At 67.9% G+C, this 19557-nt stretch carries 23 protein-coding genes (1 of these 23 only partly in view); 11 read left to right on the top strand and 12 right to left on the bottom strand.

What is annotated here, in order from left to right:
- Positions 1–132 precede the first annotated feature (132 nt).
- The 3 genes from H7F51_RS10845 to H7F51_RS10855 are packed head-to-tail and all read right to left on the bottom strand — an operon-like array spanning position 133 to position 1970.
- Complete coding sequence (locus H7F51_RS10845; RefSeq protein ID WP_185664327.1) at positions 133–858, bottom strand: M48 family metallopeptidase; 726 nt, start codon at positions 856–858, stop codon at positions 133–135.
- Positions 851–1351: a YcgN family cysteine cluster protein gene (locus H7F51_RS10850; protein WP_185664328.1), complete on the bottom strand. Its 501-nt coding sequence runs from the start codon at positions 1349–1351 to the stop codon at positions 851–853. The genes H7F51_RS10845 and H7F51_RS10850 overlap by 8 nt, the downstream gene beginning before the upstream one ends.
- Positions 1352–1358: 7 nt before the next feature.
- A complete protein-coding gene (locus H7F51_RS10855) occupies positions 1359–1970 on the bottom strand; it encodes an SCO family protein (RefSeq protein WP_246448185.1) in 612 nt (203 codons plus the stop codon).
- Between the two features lie 83 nt (positions 1971–2053).
- Here H7F51_RS10855 and H7F51_RS10860 point away from each other — a divergent pair, with 83 nt between their 5' ends.
- The 6 genes from H7F51_RS10860 (at position 2054) to H7F51_RS10885 (ending at position 7011) form a co-directional block, all read left to right on the top strand.
- The gene (locus H7F51_RS10860; RefSeq protein ID WP_185664330.1) at positions 2054–2698 is read left to right on the top strand and encodes an ankyrin repeat domain-containing protein; all 645 of its coding nucleotides are present in this window, start codon (positions 2054–2056) and stop codon (positions 2696–2698) included.
- 2 nt (positions 2699–2700) lie between these two features.
- Entirely contained in the window at positions 2701–3357 is a 657-nt protein-coding gene (locus H7F51_RS10865) for a COQ9 family protein (RefSeq protein ID WP_185664331.1), read from the top strand.
- A 113-nt stretch (positions 3358–3470) separates the two neighbouring features.
- Positions 3471–3710, top strand: a complete 240-nt coding sequence (locus H7F51_RS10870; protein WP_185664332.1) for a FeoA family protein — start codon at positions 3471–3473, stop codon at positions 3708–3710.
- Positions 3707–5560, top strand: a complete 1854-nt coding sequence (feoB, locus tag H7F51_RS10875) for a ferrous iron transporter B (RefSeq protein WP_185664333.1) — start codon at positions 3707–3709, stop codon at positions 5558–5560. The genes H7F51_RS10870 and feoB overlap by 4 nt, the downstream gene beginning before the upstream one ends.
- 281 nt (positions 5561–5841) lie before the next feature.
- On the top strand, positions 5842–6399 hold the full coding sequence (gene ssb, locus H7F51_RS10880) for a single-stranded DNA-binding protein (RefSeq protein ID WP_185664334.1): 558 nt from the start codon (positions 5842–5844) through the stop codon (positions 6397–6399).
- Between the two features lie 189 nt (positions 6400–6588).
- Complete coding sequence (locus tag H7F51_RS10885; protein WP_185664335.1) at positions 6589–7011, top strand: hypothetical protein; 423 nt, start codon at positions 6589–6591, stop codon at positions 7009–7011.
- Between the two features lie 105 nt (positions 7012–7116).
- Here the strand turns inward: H7F51_RS10885 and H7F51_RS10890 are convergent, their stop codons facing one another.
- Together H7F51_RS10890 and H7F51_RS10895 are read right to left on the bottom strand one after the other, a co-directional pair.
- Positions 7117–7635, bottom strand: coding sequence for a YceD family protein (locus tag H7F51_RS10890; RefSeq protein WP_185664336.1), 519 nt, complete (start codon positions 7633–7635; stop codon positions 7117–7119).
- 2 nt (positions 7636–7637) lie between these two features.
- A complete protein-coding gene (locus H7F51_RS10895; RefSeq protein WP_185664337.1) occupies positions 7638–8168 on the bottom strand; it encodes a ubiquinol-cytochrome C chaperone family protein in 531 nt (176 codons plus the stop codon).
- A gap of 186 nt (positions 8169–8354) precedes the next feature.
- On the opposite strand from H7F51_RS10895, the gene H7F51_RS10900 reads away from it, so the two are divergent.
- The 3 genes from H7F51_RS10900 (at position 8355) to hslU (ending at position 10957) form a co-directional block, all read left to right on the top strand.
- On the top strand, positions 8355–8831 hold the full coding sequence (locus H7F51_RS10900) for an outer membrane protein assembly factor BamE (protein ID WP_185664338.1): 477 nt from the start codon (positions 8355–8357) through the stop codon (positions 8829–8831).
- 260 nt (positions 8832–9091) lie between these two features.
- Entirely contained in the window at positions 9092–9649 is a 558-nt protein-coding gene (gene hslV, locus H7F51_RS10905; protein WP_281384446.1) for an ATP-dependent protease subunit HslV, read from the top strand.
- 6 nt (positions 9650–9655) lie between these two features.
- Entirely contained in the window at positions 9656–10957 is a 1302-nt protein-coding gene (gene hslU / locus H7F51_RS10910; RefSeq protein ID WP_185664339.1) for an ATP-dependent protease ATPase subunit HslU, read from the top strand.
- Between the two features lie 104 nt (positions 10958–11061).
- Here hslU and H7F51_RS10915 read toward each other — a convergent pair whose 3' ends face one another.
- The gene (locus H7F51_RS10915; protein WP_246448187.1) at positions 11062–12552 is read right to left on the bottom strand and encodes a peptide MFS transporter; all 1491 of its coding nucleotides are present in this window, start codon (positions 12550–12552) and stop codon (positions 11062–11064) included.
- On the opposite strand from H7F51_RS10915, the gene H7F51_RS10920 reads away from it, so the two are divergent.
- Positions 12551–12754, top strand: a complete 204-nt coding sequence (locus H7F51_RS10920) for a DUF1737 domain-containing protein (RefSeq protein WP_185664340.1) — start codon at positions 12551–12553, stop codon at positions 12752–12754. The genes H7F51_RS10915 and H7F51_RS10920 overlap by 2 nt on opposite strands.
- 186 nt (positions 12755–12940) lie before the next feature.
- A complete protein-coding gene (locus H7F51_RS10925) occupies positions 12941–13240 on the top strand; it encodes a GIY-YIG nuclease family protein (protein ID WP_185664341.1) in 300 nt (99 codons plus the stop codon).
- Between the two features lie 73 nt (positions 13241–13313).
- Here H7F51_RS10925 and H7F51_RS10930 read toward each other — a convergent pair whose 3' ends face one another.
- The 6 genes in view from H7F51_RS10930 to H7F51_RS10955 are tightly spaced (at most 59 nt apart) and all read right to left on the bottom strand, a layout consistent with a single transcriptional unit that may run on beyond the window.
- Entirely contained in the window at positions 13314–15134 is a 1821-nt protein-coding gene (locus H7F51_RS10930; RefSeq protein WP_185664342.1) for an ABCB family ABC transporter ATP-binding protein/permease, read from the bottom strand.
- Positions 15135–15193: 59 nt separating this feature from the next.
- Positions 15194–16153: a retroviral-like aspartic protease family protein gene (locus H7F51_RS10935; RefSeq protein WP_185664343.1), complete on the bottom strand. Its 960-nt coding sequence runs from the start codon at positions 16151–16153 to the stop codon at positions 15194–15196.
- A gap of 42 nt (positions 16154–16195) precedes the next feature.
- Complete coding sequence (locus H7F51_RS10940; RefSeq protein WP_185664344.1) at positions 16196–17035, bottom strand: beta-1,6-N-acetylglucosaminyltransferase; 840 nt, start codon at positions 17033–17035, stop codon at positions 16196–16198.
- Entirely contained in the window at positions 17032–18510 is a 1479-nt protein-coding gene (locus tag H7F51_RS10945; RefSeq protein ID WP_185664345.1) for an oligosaccharide flippase family protein, read from the bottom strand. Before H7F51_RS10945 ends, H7F51_RS10940 begins: the two co-directional genes overlap by 4 nt.
- Before the next feature lie 4 nt (positions 18511–18514).
- The gene (locus tag H7F51_RS10950; RefSeq protein ID WP_185664346.1) at positions 18515–19510 is read right to left on the bottom strand and encodes a glycosyltransferase; all 996 of its coding nucleotides are present in this window, start codon (positions 19508–19510) and stop codon (positions 18515–18517) included.
- Positions 19511–19521: 11 nt separating this feature from the next.
- Positions 19522–19557, bottom strand: the end of a protein-coding gene (locus tag H7F51_RS10955; RefSeq protein ID WP_185664347.1) for a glycosyltransferase. 966 nt of this gene lie beyond the right edge of the window; only the last 36 of its 1002 coding nucleotides appear in the window; its start codon lies beyond the right edge, outside the window — the gene reads right to left on this strand; the stop codon is at positions 19522–19524.

The raw sequence follows: 19557 nt of genomic DNA on the forward strand, positions 1-19557 counted from the left end.
GTCATTGCGAGCGACCGCGGGGCGCCCGGCAATCCAGGGCCATTTGGGCCAGAGCCCTTGCGGATCGCCACCCTGGATTGCCGCGGGGCTTCGCCCCTCGCAATGACGAGTGTTTCGGATCGGGTGCCCGGATCAGCCCAACGGGGCGTAGAGCGAGCGGCCGTGGCGTTTCAGCCAGGCGTTGGCCGCGTCGATCTCGCCCTCGAAAATGTCTTCGAGCAGGGCGTGGAAGCGCGGGGAATGGTCGAAGTGGACGAGGTGGGCGACCTCGTGTGCGACGACCGAGCGGCGCACATCGTCGGGCGCCATGCCGAGCCGCCAGTTGAGCCGGACCACGCCGCCCGCCGAGCAGGAGCCCCAGCGGCGCTGGGCATTGCTGAGGGCGAGCGCGGGCAGGGCGACCCCGGCGCGGGGGGCATAGTCGGCCAGATCGGCGAGGAACAGGGCGCGCACCTCGTGGTGCATCCAGCGCTTGAGGCGGGGGGCGAGCGATTCGGCCGGGCCGCCGAGATGGAGCGCATCGCCCGCGAGGCGGACCCGGCGGGCGGCGGCGGGATCGTGGACGAGGCCGCGCGGCTCTCCGCGCCACGGGATCACGCTGCCGGGCAGGAGCGGCTCGGCCTGGGGAAGGCGGACGAGCTGGGCTTCGAGCCAGGCGGCGCGCGAGCGGGCGAAGGCCATGGCCTCGGCGGTCGGCGCCCATTTCGGCATGGTGACCCGGACCGCGCTGCCATCGGGCGCGAGGCGCAGGGTCAGGCGGCGGGCATGCGGCAGGCGGCGGATCTCGACCGGCAGGGTGCGTCCGGCGAGGTCGAGGCTGGGGGCCTCGCGGGCCGGGCGGCGCAGCCAGTCAAGCATGGTCGCTTTCGGCCCCTTCGTCGTCGAGATCGTCGTCTTCCACCCGCTCGACCTCGAGCGGTTCCTCGTCGCCCCAGTCGATATGCTGTTCGAGCGGGCCGGCGAGGACCTCGCTGATCGCCTTGCCGCGCACCGAGGCCCCGGCGGCGTGGACCGCCTCGCGGTCTCCGCTCAGCAGGTAGTGCCAGTCGGGCAGGGGCTGGCCGTGAGCGCGCAGGCGGTAGGCGCAGGTCTCGGGCAGCCAGTCGAGCGTGGCGGCGAGTTCCGGCGTCAGGCGCAGGCAATCGGGCACGAACTTGCGGCGGTTCTTGTAGTCCGCGCAGCGGCAGGTCTTGAGATCGAGCAGCTTGCAGGCGACGTTGGTCGGCCAGATCCGCCCGCTGTCGGCATCCTCGACCTTGTGCAGGCAGCATTTGCCGCAGCCATCGCACAGGGCTTCCCATTCCTGGCGGTCCAGCGTGTGAAGGGGGGCTTCCCAGAACGGGCGGGTCATGGCCGGATCACCGCACCCAGCGGGCAAGGTCGGCGGCGACGGCCTCGGGCCCCTTGTCGATCGGCAGCATGGCCACAGGCTGGCCGGCGGGGTCCATCAGGTAGGCGATGCGGCTGTGGTCCATCAGGTAGCCGCCGCCGGGCATGTTCTTGCCGCGCGCGTAATAGGCGACGAAGGCCTTGGCGGCCTGATCGACCTGCGCCGCGCTGCCGGTGAGGCCGGTCAGTTCAGGGCCGAAGGCGGCGGCGAATTCGCCGACGCGGGCCGGGGTGTCGCGCTCGGGATCGATGGTGATGAACAGGGGGCGGATTTGCGCCGCCTGCTGCGGGTGGTCATGCGCGAACTTGTGGAGGCCGTTCATCATCACGCCCACGTCGAGCGGGCAGGCATCGGGGCACCAGGTGTAGCCGAAGTAGACGATCCGCCACTTGCCGGCGAAATCCTTCCACTCCACGGTCTTGCCGGTGTGATCGACCAGCGTGAAGGGCCCGCCGATCTTCGCGCCGGCGAGCGGGGGCTCCTCCTTCGGGGCGGAATTGCAGGCGGCGAGCGGGAGCGCGGCGGCCAGCGCGAGGCCGGCGAGGAATGTTTTCGGCTTGAACGTGGCGGGCTTGATCATGGCGCGGCGGTTCATGCTCTGCTAAACCGCGCTCCGCAAGGGTCGGATGCGGCCGGTGGTGGCCGCATATCAGGGAGTATCACGTGAGGAAGGTCAAGCTGTCTGCCGGAATCGCCGCTGCGTTGGTTGTCGCGGGAATCGGGCTGGCCGTGGGAATCGGGGGTGCCGCCCCGGCGCTTGCGCAAGGCATGGGCGGACCGGGCCGCCAGTTCCTCGAGGCGATCCGCAAGCGCGAGGGCGCCGATGTCGACAAGGCGCTGGGGCCGACGGGCACGCCGACGATCATCAATACCCAGGACGTGACCACCGGCGATACCGCGCTGCACATCGTCACCGCGCGGCGCGATCTCGAATGGCTGCGCTTCCTCCTGCTGCGCGGGGCCGATCCGAACAAGGCCAACGTCAAGGGCGTGCGCCCGATCGGGGTCGCGGTGAGCTTGGGCTGGGTGGAAGGCGTGCAGCAGCTGATCGAGCGCGGGGCGCGGGTCGACGATCCGGGCGAGACCGGGGAGACGCCGCTGATGACCGCAGTCCACCAGCGCGACATCGAACTGGTGCGGATCCTGATCAAGGCCGGGGCGAGCGCGACCCGGGCCGACAATTCCGGCCGCAGCGCCAAGGACTATGCCACGCTGATGGGCAGCGAGAGCGCGATCGCGCAGGAGCTGAACACGGCGGCCAAGGCCGCCGCCGCGCGCAAGGCGACGACTTACGGGCCGTCGTTCTGACCATGGACGCGGCTGACCTGACGCTCGACGAACTGCGCCTCGCCCTGGCTCCCGGCGTGGCCGGGGCCGCAGTGTTCGACGGCTGGTCGACGGAGGCGGTGGACAATGCCGCCGCGGCGCTGGGCGTGGCCCCGGCCGTGGCGCGGATCGCCTTTCCCGGCGGGGCGATGGACATGATCGCGGCGTGGATCGAGACAATCGACGCGGACATGGCCAAGGCCCTGCCGGCGCAGCGCATCGGCAATCTCCCGATCCGCGAGCGCATCCGCAGCCTGATCCAGTTTCGGCTGGGGGCGCTCAAGGGCAAGGAAGAGGCGCTGCGGCGGGCGCTGTCGATCATGGCCATGCCGCAGAACGCGCGGCGCGCGGCGCGGACCGGCTGGAACAGTGCCGATGCGATGTGGCGGCTCGCGGGGGATACCTCGGCGGACTACAACCACTATACCAAGCGCGCGACGCTGGGATCGATATACGCCGCGACGCTGCTGGTCTTTGCTGACGACCAGAGCGAGGGCAAGGCGGCGACTGCCGCCTTTCTCGACCGCCGGATCGAGGGCGTAATGCGCTTCGAGAAGGCCAAGGCCCGGTTGCTGCGCCCGCGCGACGAGGGCTTCAGCATGACCCGCCTGCTCGGCCGGATGCGCTATCCGGCGCGTTGATTGACGCCGATCAAGGCGTGGACGTGCCGGCATGGCCAAGGCGGAGCGATGTGCTCGCCCTTGCTTATTGAGAATCGCTTGCAAATAGCTGCGGCATCTGGCAGCGCCGTGGCATGACCCTCGATCTCCTGCCTCTAGGACAGAACGCGCGCATCATTGCAGTGGCGTGGGATCAACTGGTGGACGAGGAAGCGCAGCGCCTGCGCGCGCTCGGGCTCGATGCCGGGGCGAAAGTGTCCGTCGCGCACCGCGGCGTCTTTGCCGGAAGCGACCCGCTGGCGATCACCGTGGGCCGGATGACCGTGGCCCTGCGCCGGGTCCATGCCCGGGCGATGACGGTCGAGCCGGCATGACCCGGCTTCGCAGTGCCGCGCTGGTCGGCAATCCCAACGCGGGCAAGAGCGCGCTTTTCAACGCGCTGACCGGAGCGCGCCAGAAGATCGCGAACTATCCGGGCGTGACCGTGGAGCGCAAGAGCGGGCGGCTGATCCTGCCCTCAGGCGAGCCGGTCGAGCTGACCGACCTGCCCGGTTCATACGGCCTGCACCCGACCAGCCCGGACGAGGAAGTGACCGCCAAGGTCATCCTTGGCCAGTTTCCGGGCGAATCGGCGCCGGAAGTGCTGGTCATCGTGCTCGATGCCAGCAACCTCGAGCAGCACCTTGTCTTTGCCCAGGAAGTGATCGCTCTGGGACGGCCGACCGTGGTCGCGCTCAACATGGTCGACCTGGCCGAGCGCGACGGGCTGGTGCTCGATCCCAAGGCGCTGCAGGAGGCGCTGGGCGTGCCGGTGGTGCCGACCGTGGCCGTGCGCCGGCGCGGGCTGGACGAGCTGGCCGCCGCGATCGCCGTGGCCGAGGTGCGCGCCGCGATCGACCCGGCGGATCATCACCAGCCGCATACCAATCTGACCGAACGCCGCCTGACCGCCCATGCCGTGGCCGAGGCGGCGATCATCTCGGAAACCCGCCGCCACCGCATGCACGCCAAGCTCGACCGGGTGCTGCTCCATCCGTGGATCGGCCCGGTGATCCTGTTCGCCCTGCTCTTCGTGGTGTTCCAGGCGGTCTTCGCCGGGGCGACGCCCTTTGCCGACGCGCTCGACGGCGGGGTCGGCTGGCTGCACGACGGGGTGAAGGGCGCCATGGCGCCGTCGCTCGCGCGGGACCTGCTGACCGACGGGATCATCGCCGGGGTCGGCTCGGTCGTGGTCTTCCTGCCGCAGATCGTGATCCTGTTCTTCTTCATCCTCGCCATGGAAGCCTCGGGCTACATGGCCCGCGCCGCCTTCCTGATGGACCGGATGATGGCCGGGGTTGGCCTTTCGGGGCGCAGCTTCATCCCGCTGCTCTCCAGCTTCGCCTGCGCCATTCCCGGGATCATGGCGACGCGGAGCATCACCGATCCGCGCGACCGGCTGACCACGATCCTGATCGCGCCGATGATGACCTGCTCGGCCCGCCTGCCGGTCTATGCCGTGATCATCGCCGCCTTCATTCCCAATCGCTCGGTCGCCCTGGGGATCGGGCTGCAGGGGCTGGTCCTGCTCGCGCTCTACGTGGCCGGGATCGTGGGCGCGATGGTGGTGGCGCTGATCCTGCGCCGCTCGATCACCAAGGGCGCCGCCTCGGGCTTCATCATGGAACTGCCCAAGTACCAGATGCCGCGCCTCAAGGACCTTGCCATCGGCCTGTTCCAGCGCGCCTGGATCTTCCTGCGCCGCGCGGGCACGATCATCTTCACCGTCACCGTGGTCCTCTGGCTGCTGCTCAACTTCCCGCGCGCCGCCGATGGCCGCGACCAGATCGACGCCTCGATCGCCGGGCATATCGCCAACGGCCTTGCTGTGGTGGTCGAGCCGATCGGCTTCAACCGCGACATGTCGCTCGCCCTGATCCCGGCCATGGCCGCGCGCGAGGTGGCGGTCTCCTCGCTGGCGACGACCTATGCGGTCGGCGCTGCCGACGATGACGAGAGCAACCGGGCGCTCGGCGCGCAGCTCGCCAGGCGCTGGACCCTGCCGATGGCGCTGGCCTTCCTTGCTTGGTTCGTCTTCGCCCCGCAGTGCATGAGCACGATTGCCGTGACCCGGCGCGAGACCAATGGCTGGAAATGGCCGCTGTTCATGCTCGGCTACCTTTTCGCGCTGGCCTATGTGGCGGCTGGGGTGACCTTCTGGGCGGCTACGGCGGCGGGCCTTTAGGGCTTTTCGGGCAGGAAGTTTGCAGGGAATGATTCTGGGGCCGAGGGCCCCAGGCCCCGGAACGTCTTCCGGCGCTGATGTCGTGTGTAAGGCGGCCTTCCGTACTGCCCCATCGCCGGGAGACGGATTGGGGTGCAGGGGCGTTGGCCCCTGCATTGTCTTCCTCAGTCCCCTATATTCCGAAGGCCGCTTCGCGGGTGTGGGAAAGGCGCTAGCGGAGCATGGCCCCGGCGGGTGCGATCCGGTAACCCGGCGGCCATCAGTTCAAGGGATGCGATTCGATGGCAGGCAGCGTCAACAAGGTGATCTTGGTCGGTAACCTCGGGGCCGACCCGGAGGTGCGTTCGTTCCAGAACGGCGGCAAGGTCTGCAACCTGCGCATTGCCACGTCGGAAAGCTGGAAGGACCGCACTTCGGGCGAGCGGCAGGAGCGGACCGAGTGGCACACCGTGGCGATCTTCTCCGAAGGTCTGGCCGGCGTGGCCGAGCGGTTTCTGAAGAAGGGCTCCAAGGTCTATCTCGAGGGCCAGCTGCGCACGCGCAAGTGGCAGGACCAGCAGGGCAATGATCGCTATTCGACCGAGGTCGTGCTGCAAGGCCCGGGCGCCGTGCTGACCATGCTTGACGGCGCGGCGGGTGCCGGCGGCGGTGCTGGTGGTGGCCGTTCGGGCGGCTGGAACGAGGGTGGTTCCTCGGGCGGCGGTGCGGGTGGCGGCTTTGGCGGCGGCCGGTCAGGCGGTGCCTCGGGCGGCGGCGCGGCCGGCGGCTGGAACCAGGGCGGCGGCGGCTCGTCGGGCGGCGGGTTCGCCGACGATCTGGATGACGATATTCCGTTCTGATCTGGGCATTAGCGCGAGATCAGGTGAGGGCCTCGGCGAAAGCCGGGGCCTTTGCTTTTTGGTGTAGGGGGCGCATTGCGCAAATTGCTGGGGCCAGATAGCTTGCCGACGGACAACTAGGGGTGCGTGCAGTTCATGCCTTTTCAGAATACCCATAGATTCGTTCGGGCAACGCTTTTACATCTGCTCATGATTTTCAGCATTTTTATCAGTATATGTTCGGCAGAGGTTCGTGCCGAAGAATCGACTGAGGATGTGGTTGCGCTTAAAGAATTAGCGGGAAAATCCTCTGATTTTCCGGAGGATATAACCGATATTTTTCTGCGAGATTTCAATAACGGTATTCGTCGTGGCGCATTGGACTCGCTCAATAGTCACAATATTCCCGTTCCTGCGTCTGGCATAAAAGTTACGACAAAAATAGTCGATTTTTATCATAATAAAATATTGGAAACTCATATTGAGGCTGATGGAATATTTTTCCTGTATAAGTTCCTCGGGAAATCGGGCGGAAATCTATTTTCGGTTTCCTGTGTATCTCGAACGGCGAAGCCATTTGAAGTATCGGTGCCGGCATGCCAGCAGCAGGTGCAATTGGCGTTCGGAAATTAGTCGATCGCCGCCTCCCTAACCGATATGTTACGCGAGGAATGGCCCCGCCTCTAACGCCGGAAGACGGTCTGGGAGCGCGAGGGTGTTAACCCTCGCACCTTCCTTTTATTCCTTGGGCAATTTCAATCCGGCCAGCGCCGCGAACGGCCCGCTCGCGCTTTCGCCCAGAATTCCGGCTTCCTTGCGGGCGCGGTCGGCCTCGGGGCCGGCGGCGAAGGGGTCTATGGCCAGGGCGAGGGACTGGGCGATGGCTTCGCCGAGGTCGAAGGTGTGGCCGGTATATTCGATCTCGTCGAGGTCGGCGGCCGTCAGTTCGACTTCCTCGTCCGGGGCCTGGGCGCCGGTGGTGGGGACGAAGCGGAGGGCGAGGGATTCGCTGGCTTTCTGGGGGAGGTCCTCGCCGGAGATCGCGCAGGGCTGGACCCATTCGGCGGCGAGGCTGCCGGCGGCATTCACCACGTCGCCGTCGGCGGTGAGGGTGACGATCGCTTCGAGGCGGCCGATCGAGACGAGCGCGAAGCGGTGGGCGAGGGCGGCGCGCTCTTCCCTTGTGGCGCTGAGGGAGAGCGGCGCGGGGGAGAGTTGGCGGCGGTCGATCGGCCGGGAGAATTCGGGGGGCGTCATGGTCAGACGCTTTCGGGAAGTTCGATCCGGGCGGCGAGGAGGTCTTCGGCGGTCTTGCCGTCGAGGCTGGTGGCGAAGCTGCGCAGCAGGGCGGCGATCGTGGCGGGGGCGCCGTTTTCGCCCAGCGTGATGTTGCGGGTGATGGCTTCGGTCAGGGCCGTGTCATCCGGCAGGGCGAGGGCTTCGCGCAAGGCGCCGAGGCGGCCGCCCAGCACGCTCATCAGCTTGCCCATGTGCTTGCCGACGACGAGATCGCCCACGCCGGATTCGCGCAGTTGGCCGTCCATGTCGTCGACGAACAGTTCGGTCAGGCGGACCGAGGGGGCGACGAGGGCCTCCTCGCGCTCCATCCGCAGGAGGACGGCGGCGAGGGTGAGGGTGATCGCATCGAACCGGCCGGGGACGGTGTCGGCGATCCCGCCTTCAGCATACCAGCGCTTGTCGCGCGCCAGTTCGACCGTGCGGTGCCACAGCGGGCGGTAGGGCGCGCGGTCGTCGGCCGGGCGATTGAGGAGGCGGGAGAGGAGACCCATGGCATTGTCCTTGGCGGCCGCCCGGCGGCGGCGATGATCGGGGCGCCGCCATTCAGCGGCGATTAAATGGGCGGGCTCCAAGCGCGGCATTGCGAGATGCCGCGCGGGGCCCTAAGGCTTGCCGGCGATACAGTTTGTGCGGGGGCCTTGGCAACCGCGCGGGCGTTTAAGGCAAGCGGAGCGACAATGCAGGTTCTCAGGCAGGTTATGGTGGGCGTTGTGGCTGTTTCAGCGCTGGCCGGCTGCGCGTCGATCAAGGATCACCGCGGCTACCTGGTGGACCAGGCGCTGGTCGATTCGGTCCAGCCGGGGATCGACAACAAGCTGTCGGTGGAACGCACGCTGGGCCGCCCGACCTTCATTTCGCAGTTCGGCGAGCCGGTGTGGTACTATGTCGCGATCGACACGCACCAGGCGGCCTTTACCCGTCCGCGCCCCTATAACGAGCTGGCGCTCAAGGTGCATTTCGATCAGGCCGGCAACGTGGCGCGGCTGGAAAAGACCGGGATGGAGAAGGTCGTGATTCTCGATCCGGATGGCCACGTGACGCCGACGCTCGGCGCGCACCGCACCTTCCTCGAGGATCTGTTCGGCAATATCGGCACGGTCGGCTCGGGTCTTGGCGCGCAAGGGCCCAACGGCGACAACACCGGCGGGCAATAAGAGCGGCCGCAATTCGGCCCATGCGGGGCTGCGAACGGGCGCCTTCTGCGCTTCCGGTGCTCACGTGCTGGAAGTACGCTGCGCGCCGGTTCTCGAAGGCACCCATTCTCGCTCCGGCCTGAGCCGAATTCCGGCCACTCTTGCGTGGTGGGTCCCCCGCGTCCGCTGAAGGCTTCCGGCGCCGGCCGCTCCCCCGGCCCGGTGCCGTTGTTGTTCCGGGACGGCTTGATCCTTTCCCATGATGCCCCATATCCCGGGGCATGGACGATACGAGGGGCAGCCACGGCCTGATCCAGTGGCACGGGACCACCATCATCGGGGTCAAGAAGAACGGCCGCACCGTGATTGCCGGTGATGGGCAGGTTTCCATGGGCAACACGGTGATGAAGCCCAATGCCCGCAAGGTGCGGCGCATCGGTGAGGGCAAGGTGATCGGCGGGTTCGCCGGGGCCACGGCCGATGCCTTCACCCTGTTCGAGCGGCTGGAGCGCAAGCTGGAGCAGCACCGGGGGCAGCTGATGCGCGCGGCGGTGGAGCTGGCCAAGGACTGGCGGACCGACAAGTATCTGCGCAATCTCGAAGCCCTGATGATCGTGGCCGATGCCGAGACCATGCTGGTCCTCACTGGCAATGGCGATGTGCTGGAGCCGGAAGGCGGGATCACCGCGATCGGTTCGGGCGGCAACTATGCGCTGGCGGCGGCCCGCGCGCTCGATTCCTACGAGGACGACGCCGAGACGATCGCGCGCAAGGCGATGCAGGTTGCCGCGGACATCTGCGTCTTCACCAATGACCGCGTCACCGTCGAGAGCATCTGATTCCCCATGAATGACAACCTGACCCCCAAGGCGATCGTCCGCGCGCTGGACGAGCATATCATTGGCCAGTCCGACGCGAAGAAAGCCGTGGCCGTGGCCCTGCGCAACCGCTGGCGGCGGCAGAAGCTCTCGCCCGAGCTGCGCGACGAGGTGACGCCGAAGAACATCCTGATGATCGGGCCGACGGGCTGCGGCAAGACCGAGATCAGCCGGCGGCTGGCCAAGCTGGCCGAGGCGCCGTTCGTCAAGGTCGAGGCGACCAAGTTCACCGAGGTCGGCTATGTCGGCCGCGACGTCGAGCAGATTGCCCGTGATCTGGCCGAGGAAGCGATCCGGCTGGAAAAGGACCGCCGCCGCGAGGCCGTGCGCGAAGCCGCCAGCAAGGCGGCGATGGACCGCCTGCTCAAGGCCATCGTTGGCGAGAATGCCAGCGAGGCGACGCGCGAATCCTTTCGCCAGCGCATCGTGGAAAACGCGATGAACGAGGTGGAGGTTGAGATCGAGGTCGAGGACAGTCCCGCGATGCCTTTCGAGCTGCCGGGGATGGGCGGCAATGTCGGCATGATCAACCTGTCCGACATCATGGGCAAGGCGCTGGGGCGCGGCAATCTCAAGCGGCGCAAGCTCAAGGTGCCTGATGCCTGGGACAAGCTGGTCGACGAGGAAGCCGAAAAGCGCATGGACCAGGACGACGTCGCCCGCGTCGCGCTGCTCAATGCCGAGCATAACGGGATCGTGTTCATCGACGAGATCGACAAGATCGCGGTTTCCGACGTGCGTGGCGGCTCGGTCTCACGCGAGGGCGTGCAGCGGGACCTGCTGCCCCTGATCGAGGGGACGACCGTGGCCACCAAATACGGGCCGATGAAGACCGACCATATCCTGTTCATTGCTTCGGGCGCGTTCCACGTGGCCAAGCCCTCCGACATGCTGCCTGAACTGCAAGGGCGCCTGCCGATCCGGGTCGAGCTGAAGGCGCTGACGGAAGAGGACTTCGTGCGCATTCTTGGCGAGACGCGGGCCAACCTCGTCGAGCAATATCGCTCGCTGCTGGCCACCGAGCAGGTCACCGTCGAGATTACCCCCGAGGCCGTGCGCGAGGTGGCGAAGATCGCGGCGCAGGTGAACGCGAGCGTCGAGAACATCGGCGCGCGGCGGCTGCAGACGGTGATGGAGAAGTTGCTCGAGGAACTGAGCTTCGAGGCCGAGGACCGCAAGGGCGAGACCGTGACGGTCGACGCGGCCTATGTGCGCGAGCGGCTGACCGATCTCGCGCAGGACAGCGACCTGTCGAAGTATATTCTGTAAATCACTGTTTCGTCGTTGCGCGCGGAGCGAAGCAATCCAGGGCGGTTCTGCGCAGGCCTTGGATTGCTTCGTCGCTGCGCTCCTCGCAATGACGAGCGGGGGGATCAGCCGGCCGGTACGGCGGGGTCCTCTTCCTCCGGCCCCAGCCAGCGGCGCATGGTGCCGCGCAGGAGGAGGACGTACAGACCGGCCGCTCCGGCGATCGCCGCCGTGGTCAGCCAGAACACGGGCGGGCTGGTGGTTTCGTACCACGAGCCCATCGTGCCGCTGAGGATCGAGGCGGCCGAGACGGACAGGGCATCGACCCCGAGCAGCGAGCCGCGCCACTGTTCGGGGGCGCGGGCGGCGTAGAAGGTTTCCATCACCGGCGAGAAGAAGGCGCCGCCCCAGTTCGAGGCGAGGTGGAACAGGACCGGGATCCACAGCGGGGCAAGGCCGTCCGCCCCGGCCAGCAAGGGCGCGCCGGCCAGCAGCAGGGTGGAAACGGCGAAGATCACGCAGCCGACCCCCATCTTGGTGAAGAGGTCCGGCTCGGTCCCGCGCCTTGCCTGCCAGCGCCAGAGCAGGATGACGACCGGCACGTAGGCGGCAGGCGCCAGCCCGTCGAGCGCCTGGAGCCATGGGACCGGCACCGCGAAGCCGCCGACGGTCATCTGCACATGGTCGCGCAGCCACAGGTTGTAGACGTTCCAGATCTGGGCCTGCGCGGTCCAAAACCCGAGGCTGACCGGCCACATCGCGAAAAGGCCGAGAATGTCGCGCTTCTGGTGCGGAGTGAGCGGGGCGCGGTGGACCTTCATCCCTTTGGGCGGATCGGGCGGCAAGTGGCGCGCGCCGACCAGATACCAGACGAGGCCGATCAGCATGCCGAAGCCGGCGACGGCGAAACCCGCGTGCCAGCCATAGTATTTCGCCACGGCGCCGCTGGCGAGCGGGGCGATGAAGGCGCCGAGATTGACCACCATCGAATAGATCTGGAAGGCATCGGCCAGCCGCCGGTCCCCGGCATGATAGAGCGCGCGGATCTGCGGCTTGAGATTGCCGCGCAGCAGGCCCGCGCCGCTGACCAGCAGCATCAGCGCGATCAGGAAGGTCTGGTCGAAGGCCATGGCGAAGTGGCCGGCGGTCATGGTGAGCGCGCCGGTCGTCACGGCGAAGCGGCGCGAGACGAACTTGTCACCCAGCCAGCCGCCGATCAGGGGGAGGAAGGTGAGGACCGCATAGTAGATGCCGAAGGTCTGGGTGGCGATCGCCGCCGGGGTGATCGCGCCGAACAGGCTTTCGAGCAGGCGGCGATAGGCGGCGAAACCGATGATGTGCTCCATCCGGCCCGGCTGGAGCAGGTCGCCGGTCATGTAGAGCACCAGCATGGCGACCATGCCGTGGAAGGAGATCCGGTCCCACAGTTCGGTGCCGCTAAGCACCCAGGTGCCCTTGGGATGGCCCCAGCGTTCGGGGACTTCGGCGGCGGGCGGGATGACGGCGGTGTCGGTGATGGCTTCCACGAAGACCTGCGCTGCTATCTGACGGAAGGGCAAGGTGGCCATGCCGCCGCGATTGCGCAACAACGCATCGCTGCGGTAGGCTGATCCCATGACTTACGAAACGCCCGATGACCGCCCGATTTACCGCCTGCTCACCGGCAAGGACGACCGCGCCTTCTGCGAGCGCGTGTCGGAAGCGCTGGCGCAGGGCTGGCGGCTCTATGGCTCGCCCTCGATCACCTATGACGGGGGGATGGACTGCGTGAAGGTGGCGCAGGCCGTGGTGTGGCACGAGGCTGACGTGGTGAAGTGAGGGAGCGGCGGCTCGCAGCGCTGAAGGGGCGGGCAAGACGGCCCTGGATTGCTTCGCTCCGCTCGCAATGACGAAGAAACATGATGTTCCCAAGCGCAAGGAATGTTGCAGGAATGCTCATCGTTCAAAGTTCGTCATTCAAAGTTCGTCATTGCGAGGAGCGTAGCGACGAAGCAATCTAGGGCGATGACACGCACCTTTCGCCCCGCTGTCTACATAGTGGCCAGCAAGCCCAACGGGACGATCTACGTCGGGGTAACCTCGAACTTGCCCCGCCGCGCTTGGCAACACCGTGAGGGCGAAATTGAAGGTTTTACCCAAACATACGGCTGTAAACTGCTCGTCTGGTACGAAATGCATTCGACCATGGAACACGCCATCACCCGTGAGAAGCAACTCAAGGGCGGCTCCCGCAAACGCAAGCTCGGCCTGATCGAAGAAGGCAACCCACAGTGGCGCGACCTGTTCGCTGAAATCTGCTCGTGAGGCCCTGGATTGCTTCGGCGCTGCGCTCCTCGCAATGACGAAGTGAGGGGGAGAGGCACTCTCGCGGGTTCCTCTACTCCGCCGCCACGCCAAGCTCGGCCTGTTCGTTGGCCTGCCTTGCCCACATTTCGGCGTAGAGACCGTCGCGCCGGAGGAGTTCGGCGTGCGTGCCCTGTTCGGCGAGGCGGCCGAGTTCGAGGACGAAGATCGTGTCGGCGTCGGCGATGGTCGAGAGGCGGTGCGCGATCGAGATCGTGGTGCGGTGTTCCGCGAGGGCGTGCAGCGTGGCGAGGATGTCCTGCTCGGTGCGGGTGTCGAGCGCGCTGGTCGCTTCATCCAGCAGCAGGATCGGCGGGTTTTTGACCAAGGTGCGGGCAATCGCGACGCGCTGCTTCTCACCACCCGAGAGCTTGAGTCCGCGTTCGCCGACTTCGGTGGCGAAGCGCTGGGGCAGGCGCTCGATCAGGCCCATCAGGGCCGCGCCGCGCGCGGCGGACTCGACCTGTTCGTCGCTCGTGCCGTCGCGCCCGTAAGCGATGTTGTAGCCGATGGTGTCATTGAACAGGACCGAATCCTGCGGGACGATGCCAATCGCGCTGCGCAGCGAGGTCTGCGTCACTTCGCGGATGTCCTGCCCGTCGATCAGGATGCGGCCGGCTTGCGGATCGTAGAAGCGGAACAGCAGGCGGGCGATCGTGCTCTTGCCCGCGCCTGAGGGGCCGACGATGGCGACCTTGTGGCCGGCGGGAATGTCGAGGCTGAGGCCGTGGAGGATGGTGCGGTCGGGGTCGTAGCCGAAAACGACATTGTCGAACGTGACCGAGGGACGGCGGATGACGAGGGCCGGGGCGGCGGGAGCGTCGGCCACTTCCTGCGGGGTGTCGAGCAGCTTGAACATGGCGGCCATGTCGATCAGGCCCTGCCGGATGTTGCGATAGACCATGCCGAGCATGTCGAGCGGGCGGAACAGCTGGGTAAGATAGGTCTGGACGAAGACCAGCTGGCCGGCGCTGTATTCGCCCTTGGACCAGCCCCATGCGGTATAGGCCAGCGCCCCTGCCATCAGCAGGTTGACCACGAGGGCCTGGGCGATGTTGAGCATGCCGAGCGAGTTCTCGCTCTTGACCGCCGCTGCGGCATAGGCGCGGGTGGCCTTGGCGTAGCGGGCTTCCTCGCGCGCCTCGGCGCCGAAATACTTCACCGTCTCGTAGTTGAGCAGGCTGTCCACCGCGCGGGCGAGGGCCTGACCGTCGAGCCGGTTCATCTGCTCGCGCAGCTTGGTGCGCCATTCGGTGATCGTGCGGGTGACCCAGATGTAGGCGACGACGGCGAAGCCCGTGGCGGCAACGAGGCCCCAGCCGAAGTTGAGCTGGAAGATCACCGCGACCACCACCAGCTGCAGCACCGTGGGGGCGATGTTGAACAGCATGAAATAGAGCATCGTGTCGATGGACTTGGTCCCGCGCTCGATGGTCTTGGTCACTTCGCCGGTGCGGCGGGCAAGGTGGAAGCGCAGCGACAGGCGGTGAAGCTGGGCGAAGACGTTTTCGGCCAGCGCCCGGGTGGCGTCCTGCCCGACCCGCTCGAACACGATGTTCCGGAGGTTGTCGAACGCCGTGCCGAGGAAGCGCCCGGCCGAATAGCCCAGCACCGCCAGCATCACGAAGGACAGCAGGCGCGGGCCGGTGGTGTTCATCGCGTCCACTGCCCATTTGAGCAGATAGGGGAGCGCGAGCTGCACCGCGGTCGAGATCAGGATGAACAGGCAGGCGACGACGATCCGCACCTTGAGCGCGCGGTCGTCACGCGGCCAGAGGTAGGGAAGGAAGCGGCTCAGCGTGGACCAGCCGTCATGACGGGCACCGGGGGCGTTGATGGCGGTTTCGGGAGGCATGCCCGGCCTATGTAGGAGCGGGACGACAAATGCAAAAGCCGCGTGGCGGGAAAAGGCCGCTAGGGAATGCTGGCAAAGCCGTTCGACCAGTTGTCCTGCGGCAGCTGGAACAGGACGCGGCGGGTGGGAAAATCGATCGCGATGCGGGGGAAGACCCTGAGTTCGCGCATGCCGAGCAGGATGGCGGGCTTCTTCTCAAGCCCCAGCACGCGGAACGGCGGGGCGTCGATGAAGGCGATGGCGACGTTGGTGATCTCCATCCCCTGGATCTTGAGGCTGCGCGAGACAGCGATGTTGGCCGTCGCGGTCTGCCCGGTGACGCTGGTCAGCAGGATCGGGATCAGGGCGGCGCCCTTCTTGCCGAGCGCTTGTTGCAGGGCGAGGTTGCCGATCGTGCCCTCGGCCCCGCTGTCGATCACAACATTGGTGGCGACGCCGTCGATCCGGGCGTCGGTCATGATCAGCTGGCCCGACTTGCGGCGGGCGGTGACGACGATGTCGTAGTCATTGTCGGCAGCGGCGCCGCGCCGTTCCTCGATCGTCATCAGGTTCTTGCGGAAGTCGATCAGCACGCGCTGGCCCTGTAGGCCATCGACCCCGACGATGCCGTCGGCGCCGATGTTCTTTTCCTCGAGCACCGGGGCAAGCAGCCCGTAGTAGGAGCGCTTGCCAAGCGCCAGCTCGTCGATCGTCACGGTGCGGACTGGCAGGCTGCCGGCGATGCCGGTGACCACGGCCGAGCCGGCCTCGGTGAGCTTGAGCTGGTCGGCCAGGCTGTCGCTCACCACGGTGTTCTGGGCGCCGGTGTCGATGAGGAAGCGGAAGGGCCCGGCATCGCCAATGCGGACCGCGACCGACATGCGCTGCTGGCTGTCGATCCGGGCGGGGACCGTGTCGCTCTCGGCGCTCGACTGGGCGCGGGCGCTATTGGTCTGCACCGCCCCGGCGGCGAGGCTGAGCAGGGCTGGTACCAGCAAGGTGGCGGCGAGGCCCATCGCGATGCGTTCTCCCGCCAGCATTCTACGCCTGTGCGGGCCGGGCCGCCAGCGATCTTCTGTCTTCTACTGAGCGAGGAAAAAGGGATCGTGTTCGCGTGAGACCTTGCGAGCGAGCCAGGCGCCGCTGGCCTCAGCCTCGGGCCAGTCGGCGGCGGTGAGAACCTGGGGGCTCGACTGGCCGTCCCAGCGAATGAAGCGGCGATTACCGGGTGCGATGCGCTGCGCGAAGCGCTGGGCGACGATGGTCTGGATCAGGTGTTCGTCGGCGCAGACCGTGCCGGCGAGGCGGCCTTGCGCAAAGGCGCGGTCGAGTTCGGGCAGGATCGCCGCGCAGACGTCGCGGGGGAGGGACCACCATTGCGACCCCTTGTGCCATTCGCCCCACGGCCGGACGCGGCGCGGCGGGAGGAGGCGGGACAGCGCGCGCAGGGCGCGGGCGGGGTAATAGAGCCACGGTTTGGCGGGATCGGGCCGCAGGCACCGCGCGTCGAGACGCAGGCGCTCCATCCGTTCGGCTTGCAGCGCCGGGGCAGCCTCGATGCAGCAGTCTTGCGCGGGGGCGGGAATCATCGCCTCGGGCGCGGCCAGCGGCCAGTCCGCCCCGCTGACGAGATGGGCCATGGTGAAGGGCCGGCGCAGGGCCTCGGCGAGGAGCAGGCGGGTCGCGGCGACCTGGCTGTTGTGGCCCCAGCGCACGGCGACCGGACGGGGGATGACCGCGAGTTCGGGGCGCGGGGTGAGAAATGCCCCGCGCGTTTCGCGCCACAGCGGGCTTTTCGCGTCGAGGTGGACCACGGCGAAGTCCGGCCCGCCGGGCGGGGCGAGGCGGTCGACCAGGGCGCGCAGCTGCGCGGCATCGGCATGGGCGAGGACCAGCCAGGCGAACCGTGCCGGCTGGCTCAACCGTGCGATTCCCGCGGGCGGTCACGGCGCGGCAGGACCGCGCCGCGCAGGTGGAGCAGGGTTTCAACGATCTCGGCATGGGCCGGGTGGCGGGTGAGCCACAGGGCGGCCAGCCAGCCGCCGACGCCGGCCAGCGCGGTGAGCATGACCTGCCCCATCCCGGCGCTGGCCGCCGGGTGCCACAGGGCATAGCCGGCATAGACCGGGGCAACGGCGGCGAGGGTGGCCGCGCCGCTCTTGAGCCAGACCCCGAACAGCGCGCGCGGGGCGAAGCCGAGGCATGAGCGCAGGAAGCCGAAGTAGATCGCGATCCAGCACAGCCCGTGGGCGAAGCGCGAGAGGGCCGCGCCGATGACGCCGAGCGGGGCGAAGGCGAAGAGCAGGACGATCGAGGCGAGAGTGTCGAGCGAATTGCGCACGACCAGGGCGCGCATCCGCCCGGTCAGCAGCGGCAATTCGATGTGCAGCGGCAGGGCGACGTAGCACATCTGGGCGAGCGCGATCCACGCCAGCATCGGCGATGCCGCCAGCCAGCGCTCGCCATAGAGGCTGCGGATGATCGGTTCAGCCAGGGCCGCGATGCCCGCCATGGCCGGCCAAGTGACGGCGGTATAGGCCGCGACCACCCGCACATAGGGCGGGCCGAGCGGCTCGCCGCTGTCGCGCAGGCGGGCGAAGGCGGGATAGAACACCCCCGCGACCGCGCCCGAAACCAGAGTGCGCAGCTGGGCGGCGAGGCCGCTGGCGCGAGAGAAGAGGCCGACCGCGACCGCGCCGATCATCCGCCCGATCACCAGTTCGGGCGCCCGCATCCCGACCGCGCCGATCAGCACCAGCGCGCTGTTGCCCCCGCCGAAGCGCAGCAGCGGGGCCGAGCCCCTGAGCGAGAACGGCCGGGGCAGCGTGAACCCGTTGCGCCACTGGCTGATCGCCATCCGCGCGCCCTGCTGGGCAAAGGCGCCCCAGGCCAGCGCGAGGGCGCCGTGGCCGCGCCAGGCGAGGATGATGGCGGTGACGGCATTGGCGGCGGCGGCGCCAATCTCGATCATCGTGTTCGAGCGGAAATCGAGGGCGCGCTGGCGCAGGGCCTGCGGCACGATCGCCAGCGGCACCATCAGGTAGGACGCGGCGATGATCGCGGTGATCGGGAGCAGGCGCGGATCGCCATAGAAACGGGCGATCGGCTGGGCGGCGAGCAGGGCGACGGCCGCGACGCTCCACGCCACGGTGACCGAGAGGGCGAAGGCGCTGGCCAGCTTGCGCTGGTCCAGCTCAGCCTCACCGACTATGTAGCGGGTGACGCCGAAGTCCTGCAGCAGGGCGATCATCTGCACGGCGGCGAAGGCGATCGAGAACAGGCCGAGGTCGTCCGGCCCGATGAACCAGCGCGCGATGACCACACTGGCGATGAACTGGATCGCGAAGGACATGTACTGGGCGGAAATGGCCCAGATGGCGGCGGCGCGGACGGACATGGCCTCAGATCCCCGCGAGACTGAGGGCGACGCGGGTGGCCGCACCGACGTGGCCATGGCGCGCGAGCCGGCCAGCGAGGCGCCAGAGCGGCGCGCGCTGCGCGGCGGGCAGGGCGCGGATATGGTCGATCAGCAAACCCTGTCCCTCTCCGGCAAGGGCGGCGGGCTGCCAGGCGAGACGTTCGACCAGTTCGCCGCGCAGGCGCTCGCCAAGGCCCGGTTCATTGAAGAGGCCGTCCAGCTCCGGCAGCGACGGGATCTGCGTGCCTGGTGCGATGGGATCAGGCTCTCCGCGCTGGCGCCGGACATGGGCTTCCCAGCTGACCGCGACATTGAGCGCCTGTTCGACCGCGTGACGCTGGCTGACCTGGCCCGGATAGACGCGGTAGCGGATCAGCCGTTCGGGCAGGTTGGCCATCGTGGTCCGCCCGGCCAGCCGCAGCCACAGGTCGTGATCCTCGCAGTGGCGGTAGGAGGAGTGATAGCCGCCGGTCGCGCGCAGCAGTTCGGTGCGGGCCATGACCGACGGGTGACAGAACAGGGGCCCGGTGCGGAGCAGGGCGGCCAGCTCGGCATGGGTGAGGGGCTTTTCCCCGCCCTTGCCGAGCGGGCGGTCATGCTCGTCGATCAGTTCGGCCCAGGTGCCGACGATCCCGCATCCGGAATGGGCGGCAAGGTGAGCGACCTGACGGGCGAAGCGTTCTGGGCGGCAGATGTCATCGCCGTCCATCCGGGCGAAGAGCGGGGCCCGGGCCTCGGCGATGAGTTGGTTGAGGCTGGCGACGAGGCCGCGGTTCTCTCGCAGGATCGGCCGAATGCGCGGATCGGAGGCGGCATGGGCCGCGATGATCGCGTCCGAGCCGTCGGTCGAGCCGTCGTCGACGATCAGGAACTCGAAGTCGGTGAAGGTCTGGGTGCGCACGCTGCCAATCGCCGCGTCGAGGTGGCGGGCATTGTTGAAGACGCTGAGAGCGACGGTAATGGCGGGTGAGGCGGCCATCGGCGAGGGGCTCAGGCCGCGAAAGTCAGGGTGAGGGTAGCGGCAAG

The organism is Novosphingobium flavum (assembly GCF_014230315.1).
Taxonomy (GTDB): domain Bacteria; phylum Pseudomonadota; class Alphaproteobacteria; order Sphingomonadales; family Sphingomonadaceae; genus Novosphingobium; species Novosphingobium flavum.

What these genes read in the sequence shown, in the direction of transcription:
- H7F51_RS10935 (WP_185664343.1), bottom strand. Translation starts at nt 16,153, where the DNA reads ATGCTGGCGGGAGAACGCATCGCGATGGGCCTCGCCGCCACCTTGCTG.
- H7F51_RS10925 (WP_185664341.1), top strand. Translation starts at nt 12,941, where the DNA reads ATGACACGCACCTTTCGCCCCGCTGTCTACATAGTGGCCAGCAAGCCC.
- H7F51_RS10865 (WP_185664331.1), top strand. Translation starts at nt 2,701, where the DNA reads ATGGACGCGGCTGACCTGACGCTCGACGAACTGCGCCTCGCCCTGGCT.
- H7F51_RS10850 (WP_185664328.1), bottom strand. Translation starts at nt 1,351, where the DNA reads ATGACCCGCCCGTTCTGGGAAGCCCCCCTTCACACGCTGGACCGCCAG.
- H7F51_RS10895 (WP_185664337.1), bottom strand. Translation starts at nt 8,168, where the DNA reads ATGGGTCTCCTCTCCCGCCTCCTCAATCGCCCGGCCGACGACCGCGCG.
- H7F51_RS10950 (WP_185664346.1), bottom strand. Translation starts at nt 19,510, where the DNA reads ATGGCCGCCTCACCCGCCATTACCGTCGCTCTCAGCGTCTTCAACAAT.
- H7F51_RS10870 (WP_185664332.1), top strand. Translation starts at nt 3,471, where the DNA reads ATGACCCTCGATCTCCTGCCTCTAGGACAGAACGCGCGCATCATTGCA.
- H7F51_RS10845 (WP_185664327.1), bottom strand. Translation starts at nt 858, where the DNA reads ATGCTTGACTGGCTGCGCCGCCCGGCCCGCGAGGCCCCCAGCCTCGAC.
- ssb (WP_185664334.1), top strand. Translation starts at nt 5,842, where the DNA reads ATGGCAGGCAGCGTCAACAAGGTGATCTTGGTCGGTAACCTCGGGGCC.
- H7F51_RS10900 (WP_185664338.1), top strand. Translation starts at nt 8,355, where the DNA reads ATGCAGGTTCTCAGGCAGGTTATGGTGGGCGTTGTGGCTGTTTCAGCG.
- hslU (WP_185664339.1), top strand. Translation starts at nt 9,656, where the DNA reads ATGAATGACAACCTGACCCCCAAGGCGATCGTCCGCGCGCTGGACGAG.
- H7F51_RS10855 (WP_246448185.1), bottom strand. Translation starts at nt 1,970, where the DNA reads ATGATCAAGCCCGCCACGTTCAAGCCGAAAACATTCCTCGCCGGCCTC.
- H7F51_RS10890 (WP_185664336.1), bottom strand. Translation starts at nt 7,635, where the DNA reads ATGACGCCCCCCGAATTCTCCCGGCCGATCGACCGCCGCCAACTCTCC.
- H7F51_RS10930 (WP_185664342.1), bottom strand. Translation starts at nt 15,134, where the DNA reads ATGCCTCCCGAAACCGCCATCAACGCCCCCGGTGCCCGTCATGACGGC.
- H7F51_RS10920 (WP_185664340.1), top strand. Translation starts at nt 12,551, where the DNA reads ATGACTTACGAAACGCCCGATGACCGCCCGATTTACCGCCTGCTCACC.
- feoB (WP_185664333.1), top strand. Translation starts at nt 3,707, where the DNA reads ATGACCCGGCTTCGCAGTGCCGCGCTGGTCGGCAATCCCAACGCGGGC.
- hslV (WP_281384446.1), top strand. Translation starts at nt 9,092, where the DNA reads ATGGACGATACGAGGGGCAGCCACGGCCTGATCCAGTGGCACGGGACC.
- H7F51_RS10945 (WP_185664345.1), bottom strand. Translation starts at nt 18,510, where the DNA reads ATGTCCGTCCGCGCCGCCGCCATCTGGGCCATTTCCGCCCAGTACATG.
- H7F51_RS10915 (WP_246448187.1), bottom strand. Translation starts at nt 12,552, where the DNA reads ATGGGATCAGCCTACCGCAGCGATGCGTTGTTGCGCAATCGCGGCGGC.
- H7F51_RS10885 (WP_185664335.1), top strand. Translation starts at nt 6,589, where the DNA reads ATGATTTTCAGCATTTTTATCAGTATATGTTCGGCAGAGGTTCGTGCC.